At 71.3% G+C, this 19,685-nt stretch carries 20 protein-coding genes; 9 read left to right on the top strand and 11 right to left on the bottom strand.

Annotation, left to right across the window (positions count from 1 at the left end):
• Nucleotides 1-57 precede the first annotated feature (57 nt).
• Nucleotides 58-879 (top strand): GNAT family N-acetyltransferase, encoded by an 822-nt coding sequence (locus HHX37_RS04085; RefSeq protein ID WP_182884518.1) that lies wholly within the window; start codon nt 58-60, stop codon nt 877-879.
• On the opposite strand, the gene HHX37_RS04090 is transcribed toward HHX37_RS04085, so the two are convergent.
• Nucleotides 855-1,508 (bottom strand): response regulator transcription factor, encoded by a 654-nt coding sequence (locus HHX37_RS04090; protein WP_182883152.1) that lies wholly within the window; start codon nt 1,506-1,508, stop codon nt 855-857. The genes HHX37_RS04085 and HHX37_RS04090 overlap by 25 nt on opposite strands.
• Complete coding sequence (locus tag HHX37_RS04095) at nt 1,486-2,634, bottom strand: sensor histidine kinase (protein WP_182884519.1); 1,149 nt, start codon at nt 2,632-2,634, stop codon at nt 1,486-1,488. The genes HHX37_RS04090 and HHX37_RS04095 overlap by 23 nt, the downstream gene beginning before the upstream one ends.
• Before the next feature lie 166 nt (nt 2,635-2,800).
• On the opposite strand from HHX37_RS04095, the gene HHX37_RS04100 reads away from it, so the two are divergent.
• Entirely contained in the window at nt 2,801-4,657 is a 1,857-nt protein-coding gene (locus HHX37_RS04100) for a serine hydrolase domain-containing protein (protein WP_182884520.1), read from the top strand.
• 80 nt (nt 4,658-4,737) lie between these two features.
• On the opposite strand, the gene HHX37_RS04105 is transcribed toward HHX37_RS04100, so the two are convergent.
• Nucleotides 4,738-5,424, bottom strand: a complete 687-nt coding sequence (locus HHX37_RS04105; protein ID WP_182884521.1) for a hypothetical protein — start codon at nt 5,422-5,424, stop codon at nt 4,738-4,740.
• Nucleotides 5,425-5,648: 224 nt separating this feature from the next.
• Between HHX37_RS04105 and HHX37_RS04110 the strand changes: the two genes are divergently transcribed.
• The 3 genes from HHX37_RS04110 to HHX37_RS04120 all read left to right on the top strand — a co-directional run bounded on the left by HHX37_RS04110 (nt 5,649) and on the right by HHX37_RS04120 (nt 7,974).
• Nucleotides 5,649-6,782: a sensor histidine kinase gene (locus HHX37_RS04110; RefSeq protein ID WP_182884522.1), complete on the top strand. Its 1,134-nt coding sequence runs from the start codon at nt 5,649-5,651 to the stop codon at nt 6,780-6,782.
• Entirely contained in the window at nt 6,779-7,435 is a 657-nt protein-coding gene (locus tag HHX37_RS04115; RefSeq protein WP_182884523.1) for a response regulator, read from the top strand. Before HHX37_RS04110 ends, HHX37_RS04115 begins: the two co-directional genes overlap by 4 nt.
• A 122-nt stretch (nt 7,436-7,557) precedes the next feature.
• Nucleotides 7,558-7,974 carry a MerR family transcriptional regulator gene (locus HHX37_RS04120; protein ID WP_182884524.1) on the top strand — a complete coding sequence of 139 codons (417 nt, stop codon included), beginning with the start codon at nt 7,558-7,560 and terminating at the stop codon, nt 7,972-7,974.
• A gap of 148 nt (nt 7,975-8,122) precedes the next feature.
• Here HHX37_RS04120 and HHX37_RS04125 read toward each other — a convergent pair whose 3' ends face one another.
• The 5 genes from HHX37_RS04125 to HHX37_RS04145 all read right to left on the bottom strand — a co-directional run bounded on the left by HHX37_RS04125 (nt 8,123) and on the right by HHX37_RS04145 (nt 13,978).
• A complete protein-coding gene (locus HHX37_RS04125; RefSeq protein WP_220502559.1) occupies nt 8,123-10,795 on the bottom strand; it encodes a helix-turn-helix transcriptional regulator in 2,673 nt (890 codons plus the stop codon).
• Between the two features lie 204 nt (nt 10,796-10,999).
• Nucleotides 11,000-11,251, bottom strand: a complete 252-nt coding sequence (locus HHX37_RS04130) for a hypothetical protein (RefSeq protein WP_182884525.1) — start codon at nt 11,249-11,251, stop codon at nt 11,000-11,002.
• 320 nt (nt 11,252-11,571) lie between these two features.
• Nucleotides 11,572-12,669, bottom strand: a complete 1,098-nt coding sequence (locus HHX37_RS04135) for a SagB/ThcOx family dehydrogenase (protein WP_182884526.1) — start codon at nt 12,667-12,669, stop codon at nt 11,572-11,574.
• The gene (locus HHX37_RS04140) at nt 12,666-13,724 is read right to left on the bottom strand and encodes a hypothetical protein (protein ID WP_182884527.1); all 1,059 of its coding nucleotides are present in this window, start codon (nt 13,722-13,724) and stop codon (nt 12,666-12,668) included. The genes HHX37_RS04135 and HHX37_RS04140 overlap by 4 nt, the downstream gene beginning before the upstream one ends.
• 92 nt (nt 13,725-13,816) lie before the next feature.
• Nucleotides 13,817-13,978 (bottom strand): hypothetical protein, encoded by a 162-nt coding sequence (locus tag HHX37_RS04145; RefSeq protein WP_182872837.1) that lies wholly within the window; start codon nt 13,976-13,978, stop codon nt 13,817-13,819.
• Nucleotides 13,979-14,225: 247 nt separating this feature from the next.
• Here HHX37_RS04145 and HHX37_RS04150 point away from each other — a divergent pair, with 247 nt between their 5' ends.
• Both HHX37_RS04150 and HHX37_RS04155 read left to right on the top strand, forming a co-directional pair.
• The gene (locus HHX37_RS04150; RefSeq protein WP_310740257.1) at nt 14,226-14,705 is read left to right on the top strand and encodes a SigE family RNA polymerase sigma factor; all 480 of its coding nucleotides are present in this window, start codon (nt 14,226-14,228) and stop codon (nt 14,703-14,705) included.
• On the top strand, nt 14,702-15,874 hold the full coding sequence (locus HHX37_RS04155) for a hypothetical protein (RefSeq protein ID WP_182884529.1): 1,173 nt from the start codon (nt 14,702-14,704) through the stop codon (nt 15,872-15,874). The genes HHX37_RS04150 and HHX37_RS04155 overlap by 4 nt, the downstream gene beginning before the upstream one ends.
• A gap of 85 nt (nt 15,875-15,959) precedes the next feature.
• On the opposite strand, the gene HHX37_RS04160 is transcribed toward HHX37_RS04155, so the two are convergent.
• The 3 genes from HHX37_RS04160 to HHX37_RS04170 all read right to left on the bottom strand — a co-directional run bounded on the left by HHX37_RS04160 (nt 15,960) and on the right by HHX37_RS04170 (nt 17,724).
• The gene (locus HHX37_RS04160; RefSeq protein WP_182884530.1) at nt 15,960-16,526 is read right to left on the bottom strand and encodes a hypothetical protein; all 567 of its coding nucleotides are present in this window, start codon (nt 16,524-16,526) and stop codon (nt 15,960-15,962) included.
• Between the two features lie 170 nt (nt 16,527-16,696).
• Nucleotides 16,697-17,332, bottom strand: a complete 636-nt coding sequence (locus tag HHX37_RS04165) for a transcriptional regulator (RefSeq protein WP_182884531.1) — start codon at nt 17,330-17,332, stop codon at nt 16,697-16,699.
• The gene (locus HHX37_RS04170; protein WP_182883136.1) at nt 17,329-17,724 is read right to left on the bottom strand and encodes a DNA-binding protein; all 396 of its coding nucleotides are present in this window, start codon (nt 17,722-17,724) and stop codon (nt 17,329-17,331) included. Before HHX37_RS04170 ends, HHX37_RS04165 begins: the two co-directional genes overlap by 4 nt.
• Nucleotides 17,725-17,782: 58 nt before the next feature.
• Between HHX37_RS04170 and HHX37_RS04175 the strand changes: the two genes are divergently transcribed.
• Both HHX37_RS04175 and HHX37_RS04180 read left to right on the top strand, forming a co-directional pair.
• Nucleotides 17,783-19,030, top strand: a complete 1,248-nt coding sequence (locus HHX37_RS04175) for a PEP/pyruvate-binding domain-containing protein (protein WP_182884532.1) — start codon at nt 17,783-17,785, stop codon at nt 19,028-19,030.
• 38 nt (nt 19,031-19,068) lie between these two features.
• Nucleotides 19,069-19,683, top strand: coding sequence for a histidine phosphatase family protein (locus tag HHX37_RS04180; protein WP_182884533.1), 615 nt, complete (start codon nt 19,069-19,071; stop codon nt 19,681-19,683).
• The last annotated feature ends 2 nt before the right edge of the window (nt 19,684-19,685 follow it).

Genomic DNA, 19,685 nt, shown 5'->3' on the forward strand with positions numbered 1-19,685 from the left:
ATCTGCATGAATGAGGTGGAACGACAGGTTTCCGGCGATCCTGATCTGCTGGTCAGGATGGAGCAGAACCTTGCCGAGCATGCCTGCCACCTGCACCGTCGCATGGAGCGCTCGACTGTCACGGAGACGGACGACCTCCTGATCGCCGACAGCGGGCTCGACGAAGACACGTTCAACATCGTCGCGGCGGCGCGTTTCACCGCGGACACCGCCCCCGCGCGGGTGGAGGAGACCGTCCGTGCGCTGGCCGCGACCGGTCGCCCCTTCTCCTGGTGGGTCGGCCCCGCCTCCACACCACCGAACCTCGCCTCGCTCCTGAAGAGAGCCGGTCTGCGGGCGGCCGAGGCCGAGACGGGCATGTGGAAGGACCTGCATGCCGCCCTGCCGCAGTCGCACGCCGATGACCTGGACATCCGCCTGGTGACGACTCCGGAGCGGCTCGCCGACTACGCGATGGTCCTGGCCGCGAACTGGGACCCGCCGGCCGCGACGGTGCGCCGGTTCTTCACCGACGCCGCCGAGTGGGCCCTCGCGCCCGGCTGCCCTGCCCGGTATCTGGTCGGCTACGTGAGCGGCCGCCCGGTCTGCTCGGCCGAGGTCTTCCTCCACGGGGGAGTCGCCGGAATCTACAACATCGCGACCCTCGCGACGGACCGCCGGCGCGGCTACGGCGGCGCCATCACCCTGGCCACCTTGCACACCGCGTACGACGAGGGCTGTCGCACCGCGGTCCTGCAGGCTTCTCCGGACGGTGAGCCCGTCTACCGCCGCCTCGGATTCGATACCTGCGGCCGGTTCACCGAGTACGCCATCGCCCGTGGAGCTTCCGCAGGAACTACGGGGACTGGGCCGGATCAGTCGACCAGGCCGGCGCGGTAGGCGGCGATCGCCACCTGTACGCGGTTCGTGACGGCGAGCTTGTCGAACAGGTGGGAGATGTGGCTCTTGACCGTGGCCTCGCTCATGTTCAGGCGGGCTGCGATCTCGGTGTTGGAGTGGCCGAGCCCGACCTCGGTGAGCACCTCGCGCTCGCGGCCGGTCAGGGTCTCCAGCCGGGCGAGCGCGTCACGGCGGCGCCGGATGGGCTGGTCGGTGGTGAGCCGGTGGATCAGCCGCCGAGTGACCCGCGGGGACAGCATCGAGTCGCCGCCGTGCGCGAGACGGATCGCCCGGATCAGGTCGTGCGGCGAGGTGTCCTTGAGCAGGAACCCGCAGGCTCCCGCCTCCAGGGCGGTGAAGACGTGCTCGTCGCTGTCGAACGTGGTCAAGATGATCACCGCGGGTGGCCGGGCGAGCCGGCGGATGGCCCCCGTGGCGGCCAGGCCGTCGTACCGGGGCATCCTGACGTCCATCAGGACGACGTCGGGCCCCAGGCGGCGGACCGCGTCGACGGCCTGGTCGCCGTCCTCGGCCTCGCCCACGACCTCCACGTCGGGCGCGGACTCGATGATGAACCGCAGCCCCGCGCGGATCAGCGACTCGTCGTCAACCAGCAGTGTCCTGATCATGTGATTCCCTTGGGAACGCGTCCGCGGCGTGCCACGGCAGCCGGCCCTCAAGACGCCAGCCTCCCGCATCGTCCGGCCCGCCGCGCACCGTTCCGCCGATCAGCCGGAAACGCTCCGCCAGGCCCTCCAGACCGACCCCGGCGCCGGTCTCCACACTCGGCTGGGCCGATCGTCCGTTGGTGACCGCGATCGTGACGCCGTCTTCCCTGTTCCCGGTCGCCGTGACCGTGACCGGGGCCCCGCGGGCGTGCTTGTGCGCATTTGTCAGCCCCTCCTGGACGAGGCGATGCGCGGCCCTGGCCGTTTCCGGTGGCCACGTGCCGATATCGCCGTGCAGGGTGACGGTCCCGCCGGCCGATACCCAGGAGTCCACCAGCCGCCGCAGGTCGGGGAAGCCGTCGTCATCGTCGGGCCCGGCGCGCAGCACGCCAAGGATCTTGCGCAGCTCTTCGAGCGCCTCCTGCGCGCTGACCCTGATCAGCGCCGCCTCCCGCTCGACGCGCTCCGGCCCCGCGCTCGCGTTCACCTCCAGGCCGCCGGCGTGCAGCGAGATGAGCGTCACCTTGTGCGCGAGCACGTCGTGCATCTCCCGGGCGATCCGGCCGCGCTCAGCGGACCTCGCCTGCTCGTTGCGCAGACGCTGCTCGGTCTCGGCGCGTTCGGCGCGCTCGCGGAGCGATCGGGTCAGCTCGCGGCGGGTGGTGGCGTACGCCCCTGCCGTCAGCGTGACCCCGGTGGCGGTCACCGCCGAGATCAGCGCGTCCGTGCCCAACGTGCCGCCGTCCACCCACTGCTGGGCCAGGAACCCCGCCATGCCGATCGCCGCCAGAGCCAGGAAACGCGTGCCCGCGCCGGAGAACAGGCTGATCAGCAGCGGGCCCGGATTACCCGACAGCACGTACGCGCCCGCCCCGGCGACGGCCACCGCGACCGGCCACCGGCCCCGGAACCACACCGCACCCGTGCCTGCCAGCCCGGCGGCGGCGATGACGGGTCGTGGCAGCGGCGCCCATGGCGTCTTGACCGCCAGGACGGTGAGGAACAGGGAGAGCGCCACGGAGGCCGCGCCGATCGCGTGTGGCCCGAGCGCGGCCACCCGCCGCAGCGCCGCGCGGTACGACAGCATCGCTTCAGCGTAGCCAGGGCGGCGGCGCGCCACCTCATACCGGCGTCGATGCCGTACGCCGGGCGTCTCCGACTTTCGTCGGAGACGCCCGTGGCCGCGATGGCGATGTGGCCGGACCCTCGCCGGCCGCATCGTGGATGGCCTCGACAAGGTCAGGAGCCGTCCCGTGTATCTCTTCCGTTCGATGCTCGTCGCGGTGTGCGCGGCGATGACGATCCTCGTGCCGCCCAGCGTCGCCCCTCCTGCCGCGGCAGCCACCGATCTTCCGGACGGACGCGCGCTGGCGGGCTTCTTCGACGCCGCGATGGCGGACGGGCTGGCGGCCGACCACGTGCCGGGCGCGGTCGTCTCGGTGGTGGGCGGTGGGAAGACGCTCTTCAGCAAGGGGTACGGGCTGGCCGACGTAGAGAACCGCAGGCCCTTCGACCCGGACACCTCGATGGTCCGGATCGCCTCGATCACCAAGCTGTTCACCTGGACCGCGGTGATGCAGCAGGTTCAGCGGGGCAAGCTGGACCTGAAGGCGGACGTGAACCGCTACCTCACCGCGTTCCGGATCCCCGCGACCTACCCCCGGCCGATCACGCTGCAGGACCTGATGGACCACACGGCCGGGTTCGAGGACCGCACGATCGGGGTGGGGTCGCGGAGCAAGGACGACGTGCCGCCCCTGGCGGACTATCTCGCCGACAACATGCCCGCGCGGGTGCGCCCGCCCGGCGAGGTGTCGGCGTACTCGAACTATGGGGCGGCGCTGGCCGGGTACATCGTGTCGCGGGTGAGCGGGCAGCCGTATGACGAGTACGTGCGCGACCACATCCTCGCCCCGCTCGCGATGCGGCACAGCACGGCCGCCGAGCCCGTCCCCGCCCCCTTGGCCACGGATCTGGCGCGCAGCTACGACTACGAGGGCGGGGCGTATCGGCGCAAGCCGTTCGTCTTCGACAACCTCGCACCCGACGGGTCGATCAGTGCCACCGCGAACGACATGGCCCACTTCATGATCGCCCACCTGCTGGACGGACGCTTCGGCGGCCGGCGCATCCTCGACGAGCCGACGGCGCAGCTCATGCACCGGCGGACGTTCGCGGCCGATCCGCGCGTCGACGGGTACGCCCACGGGTTCAAGGAGCAGACGCTCAACGGGCATCGCGTGATCATGCACGACGGCGGCTGGGAGGGCTTCCAGAGCGCGTTGCTGCTGGTGCCCGACGCCGACCTCGGCCTGTTCGTCTCCACGAACAGTCTGGACGGGGCCGACGCCATGACCAAGATCATTCCTGCCTTCTTCGACCGCTTCCTGCCCGGAAAGCGCGCCGTGCCCGGCGGCGGTGCTTCCGTCGTGCCTGTCGAGGGCTTCTACAAGCTCACCCGGTCCGCCGAGTCCAGCATCGAGAAGGTGGTCGTCCTGACCGGTTCCACCCGGCTGCGGGTGGAGGGCGGGAAGCTCACCTTCAGGGGCTCGACGTGGAGCCCGCTGCGGCCCGGGCTGTACCAGCAGGACGGCGGCACGCAGCGGCTGGCGCTGGTGACCGGCGCGAGCGGTGTCGCGTACGTGGCCACGGACGGCCCCGCCTACCAACGCGTCCCCTGGTGGGACACCCCGCCGGTCAACGTCGTCATCGTCCTGCTGTTCGCCGTCACCGCCCTGACCGCCGTGCTCGGCCTGCCGCTGGCCGCTGTGGTCCGCCGGGCCAAGAAGCGTCCCGTTCCGCGTGTCTGGCGTGCCGGGCGTGTCCTGACCGGGCTCGCCGCCGCGGTCGGACTGGTGTTCGTGGTGCTGTTCACGCTGGTCCTGACCGGCGACACGAGCATCCTGTACGGCGTGCCGGCCAACGTCCAGGTCCTCCTGGTGCTGCCGCTGCTGGTCCTCGCCCTCACCGTCGCCGCGCTCGCCACCACCGTGAGGGCCTGGCGGGGCGCGGGCGTCCTGGCCCGCGGCCACCAGGTGGTCGTGCTGGCGGGGCTGCTCGCCCTCCTCTGGTTCTGCCTGCACTGGAACCTGCTCGGCTGGCACCTGTGATCACCAGTATGCGGAACGGAGCTGTAGCAGGTAGATACGTGAGGAGCCGGCGCCTGGGCGGCGTCGGCTCCTCGTCTCGGTCAAGCGGCCGGGGCCGGCGCGGCCAGTGCCTCGGCCCGGACCACGTCCCGGGCTGAGCGGCGCAGGAGCCGCACCCCCACAAGCACCAGCGGCGCGTAGCAGGCCAGGGCCGCCACAGCCCCCACGACCGGGGGTAGCGTCGCGGCTGCCACGAACGGCAGCAGGATCACCGGCACTGTCCACCAGCCGACCACTCCCGCTCGGGCGAGCCCGGCCAGAAGCAGCGGGAGCATGGCGACGCCGCACAGGATTCCGGTGAGTCGCCACACGGCGAGGGTCGGGTCGGCCGTGACGGTGTCGAACACCTTCACCGCGTCGGCGAGCGGCACCACGTTCGGCATGGTGGCGGTGAACCAGTCGGAAAGCAGCATGCCGGACATCTGGATGGCGCCGAACATGGACAGTGCCACGCCGGTGGCCGTCAGTTTCCGGCCCCTCGGGCCGCGGAGCAGCGTCAGGGTCGCCGGTACGCCGAGCGCGATGAGCACCCAGGCGTAGTGGAGCAGGTTCGCCGACAGCAGCGACAGCCCGTGGTCGGCGGCCAACGAGGCCAGATACCCTGCGGAGGAGTCATCCTCCTGCGGCGGTGAGGTGAGCATGCCGCCGAACATCAGGACGGGGGCGAGTACGAGCGCGAGGCCGGCGAGGCGGCGCAGTGGAGCGGAGGCGGCGGACGTGGCGTCCATGGGGTGTCCTTTCGGCTGTCTCTTGAGCTGCCGTAACGCTATGAGCGCGCACCTGCCGGCCGGATCGGCCTAGCGGGCCGTCCCGGATGCGATCCCAGGTCACCCCGTCGGCTGCCGGGTCCTCTCCGGAGACGACCCGCGGCCTTCTGCCGTCCTTCTCACGTCTGATCCGAGGGTCGGCCCCTTTCGTTACCGTCGGTGTGCCGACGACGAGGGGAGCGGGCGTGGGAACACCATGGAGCCGCCGGAGACGGCTGCTCGCGGGCACTGTGGCGGGTGCGTTGTTCGCCGTCCTCGCGTTGGTCGAGGTGTACGGTGACCGGCTCACCACCGCCGGGCTCGGCCTGGTGCTGGTGATCTGCTTTCCGCTCGCGGCGCGTTATCCGATCACCGCGATGTCCGTGGCGATGCTGTCGTTCCCGTACGCGATCCTGACCGGTGCGGAAGGAGTGGGCGGGGCCCAGCTCATCGCCGAACTGGTGCTCGTGGTTCACGCGGCCTACCGGGCCGAACCTCGTCTTTCCCTCACCGCGTCGGTGTGTGCCGCCGTGGTTCCGGCGGTCGCGCTGGTCTGGGGTGGCGAAGGGCCTTGGGAGTTCGTCTTCTTCGGCGCGCTGGTCGGGGCCGCCTGGGTTCTCGGCACGTTGCTGCGGCGGGAGCAGTCGCGCTCTCGCCAGTTGGCCGCGCTCGCCGCGGAGCTGGCCGCCGAGCGGGAGGCGCGGGCGCGGGCGGCGGTGGCCGAGGAACGTGCCCGGATCTCCCGCGAGCTGCACGACGCGGTGGCGCACACGGTCAGCGTGATGACCATGCAGGCAGGGGTGGTACGGCGCCGGTTGGCCGACCGGCCGGTCGAGCACGACGCGCTGTCGCAGGTGGAGGAGCTCGGCCGGCGTTCCGTCACCGAGTTGCGCCGGGTGGTCCACCTCCTGCGTCCCGACGAGGCCGACCGGCTGGCTCCGCCTCCGTCCCTGCGGAGGATCGACGACCTCGTGAATGAGGTGCGTTCGGCAGGGCTCCAGGCCACGTCCACGGTGTCCGGTACGCCGGCCTCGTTGCCGCTTGGTGTTGACATGTCCGCGTACCGGATCGTTCAGGAGGCGTTGACGAACGTGTTGCGCCACGCGGAGGCGGCGGTCGCGACGGTGACCGTGACATACGAGCCGGCCGGAGTCAGCGTCCGGGTGGTGGACGACGGGCGGGGCGCCACCGCGCTCGGACCGGGGCCCGGCGGCGGGCACGGCCTGGTGGGGATGCGCGAACGGGTGGGCATGTTCGGTGGGGAGTTGCGGGCCGGGCCGCGTGCCGAGGGCGGCTTCGAGGTGTACGCGCGCTTCCCGCTCGCGGAGGGGACACGATGATCCGGGTGCTGCTGGCCGACGACGAGGCGATCATGCGGGCCGGCCTGCGCATGCTGATCTCCGAGGAGCCGGACATGGACGTCGTCGGAGAGGCGGCCGACGGCGACGAGGTGGTGCGGATGGCCGCGACGATCGGACCCGACGTGGTGCTCATGGACGCCCGCATGCCCGGCCTCGACGGCATCGCGGCCGCCCGCGCGATCACTGCGGAGCATCCCGAGATCAAGGTGCTGGTGCTGACCACGCTGGACGAGGAGGCCATCGTGGACGGGGCGCTCCGCGCCGGGGTCGCGGGCTTCCTGCTCAAGGTGTCGCCCCCCGAGCAGTTGCTGGAGGCGCTGCGCGAGGTGGCCGCCGGGCGCGGTCTGCTCGATCCGGCGGTGGTCCCGTCGGTGATCGGCGGGTACACGAGGGCGCCGGCGCCGCAGCCCCGGCACTCGGCGCTGGACCGGCTCACCGGCCGGGAGGCCGAGGTGTTCGCCCTCGTCGGCCGCGGACTGTCGAACTCGGAGATCGCCGCTCGGCTCTACCTCGGCGAGACCACCGTGAAGACGCATCTGGGCAGGGTGCTGGACAAGCTCGGGCTGCGCGACCGCGCACAGGCCATCGCCTTCGCGTACGAGAGCGGACTCATCCGTCCCGGCGAGGACTGAGGATCCACGCGCTGTGGTGAACGCGTGGGCGTTGCCGGGCCACACCACAGGGTCCGCCCACCACGCGGGTGACCGCGATCGTTTGCTTGAGCATGCGGCCGACGGTGCCGGTTAATGTACGCATGGAGTCGAGTGAGGAACTGACCATAGGGGAGCTGGCAGAGCGGTTCGGCCTGGCCACGCATGTGCTGCGGCACTGGGAGAGCATGGGCCTGATCGAACCCGCTCGGCGTGCCGGCGGTCAGCGCCGCTACGGGCAGGACGCGCTGGTGCGAGTGGCGCTGATATTGATGGGTAAGGAGGCCGGCCTCGGGCTGCGTGAGCTGAGCGCCGTGCTGTCCGCTCCTGATCCGATGGACCACCGGGACCTGTTGCGCCGCCACGTCGTCGAACTGGAACAGCGCATGGCGCGGGTGCGTGCGGCCAAGGATCTGATCGAGCACGCCCTCGCCTGCCCGCACAGGTTCGCGGACTGCCCGCACGCCCGCGAGCAGATCGCGGCCCGTATCCCGCCGGCCGGAGCGCCGGCGAGGGCCTGATCCACCGGACTGTGGACCGCACTCGTCGGGGTGTGGCCCGTGGCCGGATTCGTGGCTCCGCTCGGGCTGCCCTCATTGGGACTCCCGCCCCGAAACCCCTGGCGGGGGCTCCGCCCCGGCAGTCCCGCAGCGGAATCCCCTTCCGGGGTCAGGCCGTCGTGCGGCGGAGCCAGCCGGCCAGTTCCCGGCGGTTCGAGACGCCCAGCTTCGCGTAGACGCGCTGCAGGTGGTTGTCCACGGTCCTGACGGAGATCGTCAGCTTGGCCGCGATGTCCTTGCTCGGCATCCCCTCGGAGGCCAGGATCGCGACCTCCCTTTCCCTGGCGGTGAGCGGTACGGCTGCGTCGGCCGCCTGGAGCATGGGCGTGCGCGCGCCCTCGCACAGGGCCGCGCTGGCGGCCGCCCGCGCGGCCGCGGCGGAGGCCTGCCTGGGGTTGCCGGAACGGCGCCACAGCTCCGCCGCGGCGCTCGCCGCCTCCGCCGCGAGCAGGCTCGCCCCCATCCGGTCCAGGTCTCCAGCCACTGCTGTCAAGCCGCCCTGGTCACCAGTGGCCAGCGCGGTCGCCAGCCGTGCCCGGGCGGCGGTGAAGGGCCCTCCGGTCCTCGCGAGCTCCGCGAGACGGCCCGCCGCCTCCGCCGCGACGCCGAGCCGCGCGAGGTCCGTAAGGAGCACGGTCTCGGAGGAGAACTGCCCCCGCTCGCGGGCCTCGGTCGCCGCCGCCCTGAGCACCGTCCTGGCCGCCTCCTGGTCTCCCCGCGCGACGTGCGTCCACGCCTCGCCGAGCCGTTCCTCGGGCACGTGCACCGGCGCCGCGAGGCCGGCGTGCTCGGCGAGGGCGGCCTCCGCCGCGCGCACGTCACCCTGCAGGGCCGCGGCCGCGGCGAGCCCGGCGAGGGCGAGCGGACGGATGACCACTGCCTGGGGGCGGGTGTCGCGCGCGATTTCCGCGTACCACCGACGCGCCGAGGCGGGACGGCCGGCCATCAAGGCGTTGCGGGCGAGTGGAAAGACCAGGAGCGTACGCTGCCACCCGGTCGGCGCCGCACCCGGATCGGTGTAGGCGCGCTCCGCGGTGACGCGTGCCTCCTCCAGGCGCCCGCTCTCGGTCAGGGCCAGGACGAGGGCGGATCGCGCGGCCGCCTCCTGCGGGCTGCGGCTTCTGCCCTCCGCCCTCGCCCTGGCGCACAGGGCCACGGCGCGTTCGGCCCACCGCACCGCCTCCTCACTCCGGCCGAGAAAGGACAGCGCGCTGGACCTCGTCGCGGCGGCGGCCGTCCAGGCCGCCACGCCCGCGATGTCTTCCGGCGGCGGCTCCCCGTCAGGCATGCCGTCGAGCAGGCCGAGGCTCTCGGTGTGGTGGCCCAGGCTGGAGAGCATGTTGGCTTCGTTCACCCGCAGCGCCCACAGCCCGGCGGCGCTCGTGACGCGGTCGCGCGCCGCGTCGTTCGCGGCGACGGCCTCCTCGCGGCTCGCACCGCGGCACCAGATGAGATTGTGGGTGCGCGCCAGCGCCACCGCGAGCGCGCGGCTCTCTGTGGCGGCACACCTGTCGGCCCGGCACAGCACCTCCTCGGCCTCCTGCGGCCGGCCCGCTTCCGACAACGTACGGCCGAGCAGGAGCAGCGCCGGGAAGGTGAGGGCCTGCTCGGGAATCGCCCGGAGGAAGACGAGCGCGCGGGCATGGTCGTCGCCGTACGCGGCGAGCCGGGCGGCCTGAAGGAGGAGGGCCGGATCGGCGGTGCCGGTGCCGGCGAGCCGGTAGGAGGCCAGGCGCATGGCGTCCTCCCGGCGGCGCGAGCCGGTCCGTTCCAGCCGGTTCGCCTGCTCGCGCAGGATCTCCCGGCGCCACCCCTCGGTGATGCCCGCGGGCAGCACCTCCGCGTAGAGAGGGTGTGCCAGGCGGGCGTACGTGCGCCGTCCCTCCCGTACGACGGTGACGAGTTCGGCTCGCTCCAGCTCGTCGAGGGCGTCGGTGCCGGGGTCGCTTTCCAGGTCGGCTACGGACACCGGGCCGCACAGCGCGAGGACGTCGAGGAGGCGACGGCCGCACGGCGCCACCGTCGCGAGCCGGTGGCGGATCAGATCGGTGAGGCGGCGGGTGACCGGAAGGAGCTCGGTGGTGGCCAGCTGCCAGATCTCCCCATCGTTCGTCAGCCGGCCTTCGGCCAGCGCACCGCGTACCAGCTCGCTCAGATAGAGCGGATTTCCTCCGCTCGCGGCGTGTAATCGGTCGACGGTCTCGCGGTGGACGTGCCCGGCCAGGGCGCACTTGAGGAGCTCGTGCACCTCCCGCCAGGTCAGCGGCGCGAGGTCGGCGTGATGGACGGCATCGCCCCGCCCGAGCGTCACGACGCTCTCTTCGGACGAGGCGTCGGAGCGCACCGTGCCCACCAGGAAGACGGCGCCGGTCTCCATGAGCTGGCGCAGCAGCAGGGCCGAGGCGGTGTCGAGCAGGTGCAGGTCATCGATGAGCAGGACGAGGCGGGCCGTTGCGCTGTAGGCCCGCGACATGAGCCGGACCGCCGTCGCGAAGCCCGCGACGGGATCCGACAGGTCCACGCCGTCCGGCAGCAGATGGGCTATCGCCCCGAGGGGGATCTGGGCCGCCGCGCCGGTCGCGACCGCGCGACCCACGGCGTGTCCCCGGCCGACGGCGACGGCGAGGCATTCCTCCGCCAGCCGTGTCTTGCCGACGCCGGGCTCCCCGAAGAGGAGGAACCCGTTGTAACCGGTTTCATCGAGGACCGTCGTGAACGCCTTCCGCTCCGGTTCACGGCCTACCAAGGACCATCGTCTCGGCACCATCTCAGCCGTCGACACCGCAGCTTTCTCCTTCCGCTGGACAATCGGGCGCGTCGTACGGGAGCCGGCCGCGTCGGCGGGGCCGGCCGGAGACGCCTCCTGATTGTCCGACGGGAGCCGATGGCGGGGGAGGGGAAGGTGCGAAAAACCGCACATCGGTAGTGATGCCGTTTGTGACGACCGCGGGCACACAGCACGGCGGGCCGGGCGGGTTGAGGTTCCCTACAGCGCGGACACCTGGGGGGTGGCGGGCGGAGCCTGCGTCACCCTGTTCGCGGATGCGGGCAGCCGGAGGGCCAGCCGGTGAGCGAGGATCGCGGCCAGGCCGGACATGACGATCGATCCGGTGATCAGATGAGCGCCCAGACCGTGCTGGAGCATCAACCCGGCCAGCGCGGGCCCGAGGGTGAATCCGACCGTGAAGGCAAGGGACGTCGCGGCGTTGTAGCGGCCGGAGTGGCCCACCAGCCGCACGCGGCCGGGAACACCGAGATCAGGGGAGTGTAGCCGGCCAGGACCAGGAGCACGGTCAAGACCCAGATCCTCCGGAACAGGCGATCCCCTGCCACCTCGCGGTAACCCTCGCCGAGGCGCCGGCGTGGTGCCGGGCGGGGCCGGGACGGTTCCGCGGGCGCACCGCGGACAAGGCGTGTGAGACGAGCGTCATCCAGGCGGATCGCGGCAGCCTCGGCATCAGGTCCATGCTCGGATTCCCCCGGACCGGCCGGCCCTGCGTACGCGTGGCCGTGCTCCGCGGCTCACCCCGCGCGGCCCTTTCCCGAAGGACCTGCCGGTCACAGAGCCGTGTCGTCGGGGATCGACGGTGTCGAACCGCGGGGATGGCCGAGTGCGGTGACGCCGAGCACTATCTCGGACATATGGTCACAGCCGACAAGCTCTTCGAGTTCCTCGTCGCGGACGGCCGTGGCGAAGACGGCGCCCAGGCCCATGGCCGTCGCGGTCAGCAGCACGGTCTGGCTGACGTGACCGAGCCCGAGCGAGATGTCCCGGTAGGCACGAGCGGCCTCGTAGCGCCACTGGCTTCGCTCGATCATCGCCGTGTAGATGAGCAGTACGGGAGCCGCGGCCAGCCAGGCCTGGCCGCCCAGCGCCGACACCAGCCTCTCGGGGGAAGGCGCGTCCCCCATCCGCGTCACCCCGTGGGCCGATGGCGAGAAGTGGTATATCGCCGGTTCGAGACCACCCTCCACGTTGCCCGCGTACAGGTAGATCTCGATGGGGTCACGTGCCCCTGCCGAAGGGCTGGCCTTGAATACGTTGTGGCCGAACTCCGGATCGTCGCGGAAGGCGATGATGCCGCCGGCGGCCGTCAGGATGCCCGCCAGGTCGTCGAGAGCGACGGGCTTGTCGAGATAGGCCCGTGTCGAGCGCCGTGTCCACAGGGCGTCCATCAGGCGCGGGTGGGGCCAGCCGGCATCACTCGGCCGCTGCTTGCGGAGCGCGATCAGCGGCCGGCCGGCGGTCGGCTTGAACGGCGGCGGGGCGGGAGAGGCGCCGACCTTCTCACGAGTTCTGGCCTTGTCCTCTCCGGCGGTCAGGATCCTGCTGCCGGACCGTGCACGAGTCGCGAAATGGTAGTACGCGGCCGGTGGCCCCCACACTCCCCACCGCTTCTTGAGCTCGTTCTGCCGCTCATGCCGGCCGGAGCCCTCGGCGATGAGGAGGCCGGCCTCCAGCAGCCGCTCCGCGATCGGGACGAGCGCGGCGTCGTACCGTTCGATGCTGCGCAGCTCGCGCCACTTCCCGAACCACCACAGTACGCGCGAGCTGTCCTCGGTCAGGGCGAACTGCTGCTGATGGAGGTAGTCGTCCCAGACCAACCTCCCGTCGTCCCAGTAGAGCACCGCGTGCTCGGCGACCCGCACCCTCATGACGAGACCTCCTCGAAGGCGTTGATCAGGAAATCGCACACGGCCGAAGAGACGGGCCTTCCCTCGACGTGATGTTCCAGCCACAACCAGTCGAACGCGGGATTCACCTCGAGGAACACATATCCCCACGGTGTGTCGAGAAGGTCGAAAGCCGCCAGCTGTAGATTCCACTGCTCGCAGAGCAGGGTGAGCGGCCCGGTCAGCTCGGGCGGCATCGGGACCCGCTCGATCGACACCTCGGAGACGTCCAGCCGTTCGACATCCATGGACCGCTTGTCCAGACGAAAAGCGACGAACTCACCGTCGGCCCAATTGAGCCGCAGCTCCCCGCTGGACGGCACGAACTCCTGGACCAACACCGGGGCGGACTCCACCGTCCGGTCGTCCGACAATTCGGCCCGGCTCACTCTCCGGGGGAACAACCCGATCGCATTGCCGGGAGTCTCCTCGATCAGATGCTCGCCCAGGCTTTTCATCACCAGATCACCAGATCCCGGGATCAGATCCGGTGCGAGGCCCGGACACGTGGTGACCACGCTGGCGGGGACCCGCAGTCCCGCTTTCCGCGCCGCCGCGAGTTGCGCTATCCGGCTCGGCTGCCACCGTCCGGTCAGGTGGTTGACCATGACGACGTCCATGGGCGGCTGCATGCATTCCGCCCACGCGCCCCACTGCTCCCGCACATAGTGAGCGATTCCGTCCGGCGCCGGGGCGTCGATGGAACTCGCCGAGAAGTACCGCGACCAGAAGACCCTGGGGCGGAACTGTTCACCTCCCACGCTCACGATCCCGCGGAAGACGTCCCAGACCAGCTCGGCTCCCGCGCAACGGTCGCTGTCGATTCTCAGCAGGGGTATCCCCGCCGCCGCCAGACGCAGGGAGATGTAGTCGGCCTCGCGGTCGTCGGCGCGCGTGGTGATCATGACGCACGGCATGCAGCCGTCGTCATATCGTGCGGGGCGGCCCACGAGCGACTGGAAATCGAGGGATTGCGCGGACAGTTCGGCCTTGAACGTCTGCCTTCTCAACAGGAGGGGAACGCCGGGTTTCGCCATCATCGGCTCCGTTCGCCAAACGCGGGTGGGCCGGCGGGGATCCCGCCGACCCACCCGCCCGGATTCAGGTGGATCTGAATTCCGCTACGACCTCAGCAGTGCGTCTTGTTGCACGGGTGCATGAAGGTGGTGAGGTATCTGCTCGCGTAGGCCGTGAACGTGGCGTTCTCCACGGCGGCCCACTCCTCGAGCAGTTCCCGCCCCTCGCCGTCGGAGATCTCCAGTACCTGCTTGGCCATGTCCTGCACCGTCATCTCGGTGCCTCCTCCCGATCGGGAACCGACTCCTGCGCCCTCAGCATCGGCAATGGGCGCCTGTGCAGGTAGAGCAGGCACTACTCATTCAGCCGATCCGGCACTACTTACGAGGACGCGCCCCCTGCGGGTGCGGGGCCCGCCTTTCCCGGCGTACGGGCCTGCCCCGCTTGGGCGGATTCCAGATGATGCAACATATCGGGGTTCTGATGCGTCTCAGCCGGGATGGACGAGAGGACTCCCGCCCGTGGATGACGCGCCGGATTTCGCGGACTTCGCCGCCGAGCGGATCGACGCGTTGTTCCGCTACGCCTACATGCTCACCGGCAACCCGCACGACGCCGCCGACCTCGTTCAGGAGGCGATGGTGCGGCTGCGCGGCGCATGGCCGCGCGTGCGGCGCAAGCACAACCCGGAGAGCTACGTGAGAACCACGATCACCCGGCTGCACATCTCCGTCTGGAGACGGCGCAGGCGCGAACACCTGGCATGGGAGGTGCCCGAACAGCCGCAACCGGTGGCGGAACCCCCGCTGGACCTCTGGGGCGAACTGGCCAGACTGCCCAAGAGGCAGCGTGCCGTACTGGTCCTGCGCTACTACGAGGACCGGTCGGACGCCGAGATCGCGGAGATCCTCGGCATCTCTCCCGGGACCGTACGAAGTCAGGCGTCCCGCGCCCTCGGCAAGTTGCGCGAGATCGTCACCCCGCTAAGGAGCCTGCGATGAACGACGTCGAAGAGGCGCTGCGCCGTACGTTCGCCCGCGCCGAGGCGCGGATCCCGGCCGTGCCGCCGGATCTGCTCCGCCAGGTGACCGAGGGACAGACCCGGCGCGGGCGCCGCGGCCTGGTGCCGGCGACCGCGATGGCCACCTGTCTGGTGATCTGGGCGGCGTCGGCCGTGACATGGCGGGCTCCCGAGCCGTCACCCGCCATCCCGGCCAAGCCCGCGCCGCTCGTTCACGAACCGCGGATCGTGGAGGAGATCGCGCCGCCGCTGGAACAGGTGCTGCCTTCGGCGGTCGCCGAGGTCCCTCGGAAGGTCCCCAACGGTGAGGCCTTCACGCCGAAGGCGTTCATCGATTCACGCACCATGCTCGGGTACGTGTCGAAGAAGGGCTACGATCGCGCGCCTGAACTGTGGGCTTATCACTTGGAATCGCGAATCTTTCACCGGTTGGCCGTCATCGACCATCCCATCGCGCCGGTGGACTCGCCCGCTGTGGGCGAAGGTGTGATCGCCTGGTTCGAGTACGTGGACCGAGACATCCGCATCATGTCGATCCCGTTGACCGGGGGATCTCCCCGCGCGGTGGTCTCGTTCCCGGCCGAGCTCGATGTGGACAAGGTGAACGGGGACACCGTCTACGGTGTGGACCTGGCCGTCGGAGGCGGCAGGATCTTCTGGTCGTCGACCAGGTCGGGGGGCGTCAGCCAGGTTCCGGTGGCGGGCGGCGAACCGTCGTCCGTCCCGGGCACGGAGGGGTTGCGTCTCTTCTCCTGGCCCTGGGCGGGGCGTCCCGCCGATGGTCCGGCGGCCATGACGAACCTGCTCAACCTGAGCACGGGGGAGCGGCTCGACGATCCGGCGCGGGCGCAGTGCGCTGTGACCTGGTGCATCACCGGCAGCCAGGCGATCCGCCGGGACGGCAGCCGGGTTCTGGACCTGCCGGGCGACAACCCCCGGTCGATCGTGGCCGACCGCTTCGTCACCATGAATCAGGTCGACGAGCACGGACGGAAGGCCTCAGTGATCTTCGATCTCGCCGCGGCACGGGCCGGCAGGCTGTGGATGCGCAACGACCGCAAGGCATCTCCCACGCTCTACATCAGTACGGAGATGCTCTACTTCAAGCGCGGTGACAAGTGGGCCGTCGTTCACGACCCGGACCGCTAGAACCTGCGGTCCGGCCGGGTGTCGCGGCGGCGACGAGCGCCGCCGCGACACCTCGGCACACCGGCCGAGCCGGCGGATCAGCCGATCAGTAGGCGCACTGCACCACGACGTCGTCGAGATCGATCTCCGCGGCGTGCCAGTACGGCTCCCGCTGCACGACGGCGAACCGCAGCACGACGTCGGAGCGTTGCGCCGTCCAGCTCACCGTCTGGAGCTCCCAGCCGTGGACCCAGTCCTGGGTGATCGACTTCAGCGCGATGTACCTCCACGTGTCGGGGTCGATCACCTCAAGGTTGAACTGGGCCCACTCGCCCCACAGGTCCGTGTAGACGCCGGCGGTGCATCGCGCCCCGGGGTGAATGCTCACCGGCGTGAGGGTGATGGTCCGCCCGAGCGCGCACCAGTCGCCCTTCGTGAAGGCCGCCATGGCGGCCATGCCGCTCCCCGTACGCGGCGTATTCGACGCGCTGCCGAACACCGGCCCGCTGCACCCCCCGTTCGCGGTGAAGGTCCATCGGGACGCCGGATTCGTCGATGGTTCGAACCCGTCGGTGAGCTGCCAGATCCCCGCGGACGCGGGCCCCGTCGGCACGAGAATCGCCGCGGCGGCGATGACCGCCGCCATGAACGCACGCCGAAATGCTGAGTGCATGTGTGAACTCCCACGTCTCGACCCGAAAACCACGGAATATGGTCCACGTCGAGAGGGCGCAACTCGCGACGACACCGTCATTGTGGCGGCTGCCGTGGATGTGTCAAGAGTGGAAAAACGGGTGTGAAAGGATTGCAGTTGCCGTCCGTGTATTGAGCCGGGACGGCGGGTCAGGGTTGCGCGTGCCGGTCGAGGCCGAGCGTGGCGATGAGGTCTTCGTGGAGCTCGAACCAGACCCGATGGCAGGAGTCCAGGCCGGTCTGGTCGACCCAGGCGCCGTCCCCGGCCCGGGCGCGCGCCAGGGCCGCGGTGAATCGCGTGTCATATCCGCGGAACCGCGTGAGGACGCGACCGAGCCGGTCCGCGAGTGGCGTGAGCGCCCGCTCGACGCAGGCGAGCTCATGGAGCACTCCGGCGTCCCAGGTGGGATCGGAGTGGTCGTTGACGGCGAGCCGATCGCCGGCGGTGGGCCGGAGCTGCCAGTCAGTGCAGGCTTGCAGCAGGAGGGCGTTCAGCGGGAGGAACGTGCGGTAGACGTCGCGGACCTCGTCGGCGGCGCCGGCGCGGGTGAGCTCGGCCGCGAGCTGCCGCTCGTTCTCGGCCCGGCCCGGTTCGGTCAACGACCAGCCCGCGGTGCCGGCGAAGGCGGTGTGCTCGACCCAGCCGCGGGCCTCGGCGTCGCGCAGCACCTGTTCCGTCGTGACGTCGTCGAGCCCGTACCGGCGGGCGATCACCGGAGTGTCGGCGAACCCGGTGACGCGCACGGCGTGCAGGACCAGGAGGCCGGGCGTGGAGTCGCGCGTCACGACTCGGCGTCCTGTCGCGCCGTCAGGCGGGTGTAGTGCTGCTGGCACGCCTGCGGGGAGTTGAACCCCATCACCTGCGCCATCTGCGCCCAGGTCAGTCCCGCGCCGCGGGCGATGAACAGCAGGGCGGATTCGAGCCCTTCGACCTCGGCTCGTGCCGCGGGCAGGAGGGCGAGCGCGCTCAGGACGTCCTCCGGGTCCAGGTCGGCGTTGCGCCAGACGGCGAACTGCACGAGGTCGACCGCCGACGGCGGGGCGGGCGGGGGGCGCCACGGACGGGCGTCGAGCGTGTCCGCGCCCAGGCGCAGAAGACGCTCACGCGCGTCCCGCTCACGCTGGGCCTGTACGTGGTCGGCGTGCGCGCCGTGCGCCATGTCGTCCTTGCGGTGCATGGGTCTCACAATGCACAATCAACAAATTGTTGTCAATGAAACGTTGAAGGGCGGGCGGATGATCGTACCCCTCGTGAAGGCCGTCGCCGATACCTGCGGGGGGAAGGCCGGCGCGCTCGGTGCGTTGCTCCGCGCGGGTCTGCCGGTGCCCGACGGCTTCGTCGTCCCGTTCGCCGCCTACCTCGCCGCCGTCCGCGACCTGGACCTCGGGCGGCTCGCCGGCGAGCCGGAGGGCGTCGCCGCGGCCCGGCGGACGATCGAGGACCGCCCCGTCCACGCCGCCGAGATCGACGCGCTGGGGCGCGCGCTCGGCGAGATCGGCGATCCGCCCGTGGCGGTGCGGTCGTCGGCGGCGAAGGAGGACACCGGACAGGCGTCGGCGGCCGGTCAGCACGAGAGCTTCCTCGCCGTGCACGGAGCCGACGAGGTCGCCAAGGCCGTACGTGCCTGCTGGGCCTCGCTGTTCTCTACGCGTGCCGTCGCCTACCGGGCCGCCTCCGGCCGTGCCGGCCATTCTTCCGACGATCTTCTGATGGCCGTCATCGTCCAACGCCATCTGGACGCCGAGGCGTCCGGTGTCATGTTCACCCCCGCGGGCCCGGACGACGCGACCCGGATCGAGGCGTCCTGGGGTCTCGGCCCGAGCGTCGTCGAGGGCAGGGTCACCCCTGACGCCTACCTCGTCGCCGCGGACGGGTCGGTCACCCGTACCATCGCGGACAAGCGGCAGCGCCTCGACCGGCGCGGCGCGCGGCTCGTGGTCGAGGACGTGCCGACCGCTGCCCGGAACCGGCCGGCGGTCGGCGACGCGACCGCCACCCGGCTGGCCGCGCTGGGCAGACGGATCGCCGCCGTGCTCGGTGGACCGCAGGACATCGAGTGGGCGATCGCCGACGGCCGCGCCTGGATTCTGCAGGCACGGCCGGTCACCGCCGCACTCCCACCGTCGGCGGCGCGTTCCCGCGTCTCCGGCATCCCGTCCGCCACGCTCACCGGGACGCCGGGCAGTCGCGGGACCGTGACCGGAACCGCGAGGATCGTCCGCGGTCCCGGCGACTTCGCGCGCGTACGCCCGGGCGACATCCTCGTCTGCCCCTTCACCGACCCCGCCTGGACGCCGTTGCTGCGCATCGCCGCCGGCGTCGTCACCGAGACCGGAGGCGTGCTCTCGCACGCCGCGATCGTCGCGCGAGAGCACGCCATCCCCGCCGTCCTCGGCATCCCGGCCGCGACGAGCAGGCTCCGCGACGACACCGTCGTCACCGTCGACGGCACCAACGGCACCGTCACGGCGGCGAACGCGTGACCGGGCAGCGCCAAGCCGACCGGAACCCGAGCATCCCGATGCCGATCCGACGCCTCTACCTGGCACGTCACGGCGCGGCCGACGCGTTCGGGGAACTCACCGACATCGGGCGCCGGCAGGCGGGCCTGCTGGGCGAACGGCTCGCGGGCCTGCCGGTCGACGCCGTGTGGCACTCTCCGCTGCCACGTGCCGTGGCGAGCGCGCACGAGATCGCCCGTCACCTACCGGACGTGCCCGTGGCCGAGGCCGCCGAACTCGTCGACCACGTGCCCTACGTACCCAGCGCGGCCGAGACGCCTGCGTCCTGGGCGGGCTTCTTCGACGGCTACGACGACACCGAGGCGGCTTCGGGCCGGAGGCTCGCCGAGGCCCTGGTCGCCAGGTTCGCGAAGGTCCCCGATCCGGGCACGAAAGGGACCCGGCCCGACATGAACGAGGTCCTGGTGACGCACGCCTACCCGATCGCGTGGCTGGTGCGGCACGCGATGGACGCGCCGCCGTCCCGGTGGCTCGGGCTGAACAGCGCCAACACCGCGCTGACGGTCATCGAGTACCGGCTCGGGCTGCCGCCCACGATCGTGATGTTCAACGACATGAGCCACCTTCCGCCGGGCCTGCGCTGGACCGGGTTCCCCGCAGGCATCAGGCCGTGAGG

The organism is Microbispora sp. H10885 (genome assembly GCF_014161415.1).
Lineage (GTDB): Bacteria > Actinomycetota > Actinomycetes > Streptosporangiales > Streptosporangiaceae > Microbispora > Microbispora triticiradicis.

Excerpts from the sequence above, each read along its gene's own strand:
- HHX37_RS04155 (WP_182884529.1), top strand. The coding sequence starts at position 14,702 with ATGAACGACGTCGAAGAGGCGCTGCGCCGTACGTTCGCCCGCGCCGAG.
- HHX37_RS04085 (WP_182884518.1), top strand. The coding sequence starts at position 58 with ATGGAGCAGAACCTTGCCGAGCATGCCTGCCACCTGCACCGTCGCATG.
- HHX37_RS04115 (WP_182884523.1), top strand. The coding sequence starts at position 6,779 with ATGATCCGGGTGCTGCTGGCCGACGACGAGGCGATCATGCGGGCCGGC.
- HHX37_RS04170 (WP_182883136.1), bottom strand. The coding sequence starts at position 17,724 with ATGCACCGCAAGGACGACATGGCGCACGGCGCGCACGCCGACCACGTA.
- HHX37_RS04145 (WP_182872837.1), bottom strand. The coding sequence starts at position 13,978 with ATGACGGTGCAGGACATGGCCAAGCAGGTACTGGAGATCTCCGACGGC.
- HHX37_RS04175 (WP_182884532.1), top strand. The coding sequence starts at position 17,783 with ATGATCGTACCCCTCGTGAAGGCCGTCGCCGATACCTGCGGGGGGAAG.
- HHX37_RS04120 (WP_182884524.1), top strand. The coding sequence starts at position 7,558 with ATGGAGTCGAGTGAGGAACTGACCATAGGGGAGCTGGCAGAGCGGTTC.
- HHX37_RS04095 (WP_182884519.1), bottom strand. The coding sequence starts at position 2,634 with ATGCTGTCGTACCGCGCGGCGCTGCGGCGGGTGGCCGCGCTCGGGCCA.
- HHX37_RS04140 (WP_182884527.1), bottom strand. The coding sequence starts at position 13,724 with ATGGCGAAACCCGGCGTTCCCCTCCTGTTGAGAAGGCAGACGTTCAAG.
- HHX37_RS04090 (WP_182883152.1), bottom strand. The coding sequence starts at position 1,508 with ATGATCAGGACACTGCTGGTTGACGACGAGTCGCTGATCCGCGCGGGG.
- HHX37_RS04135 (WP_182884526.1), bottom strand. The coding sequence starts at position 12,669 with ATGAGGGTGCGGGTCGCCGAGCACGCGGTGCTCTACTGGGACGACGGG.
- HHX37_RS04105 (WP_182884521.1), bottom strand. The coding sequence starts at position 5,424 with ATGGACGCCACGTCCGCCGCCTCCGCTCCACTGCGCCGCCTCGCCGGC.
- HHX37_RS04160 (WP_182884530.1), bottom strand. The coding sequence starts at position 16,526 with ATGCACTCAGCATTTCGGCGTGCGTTCATGGCGGCGGTCATCGCCGCC.
- HHX37_RS04180 (WP_182884533.1), top strand. The coding sequence starts at position 19,069 with ATGCCGATCCGACGCCTCTACCTGGCACGTCACGGCGCGGCCGACGCG.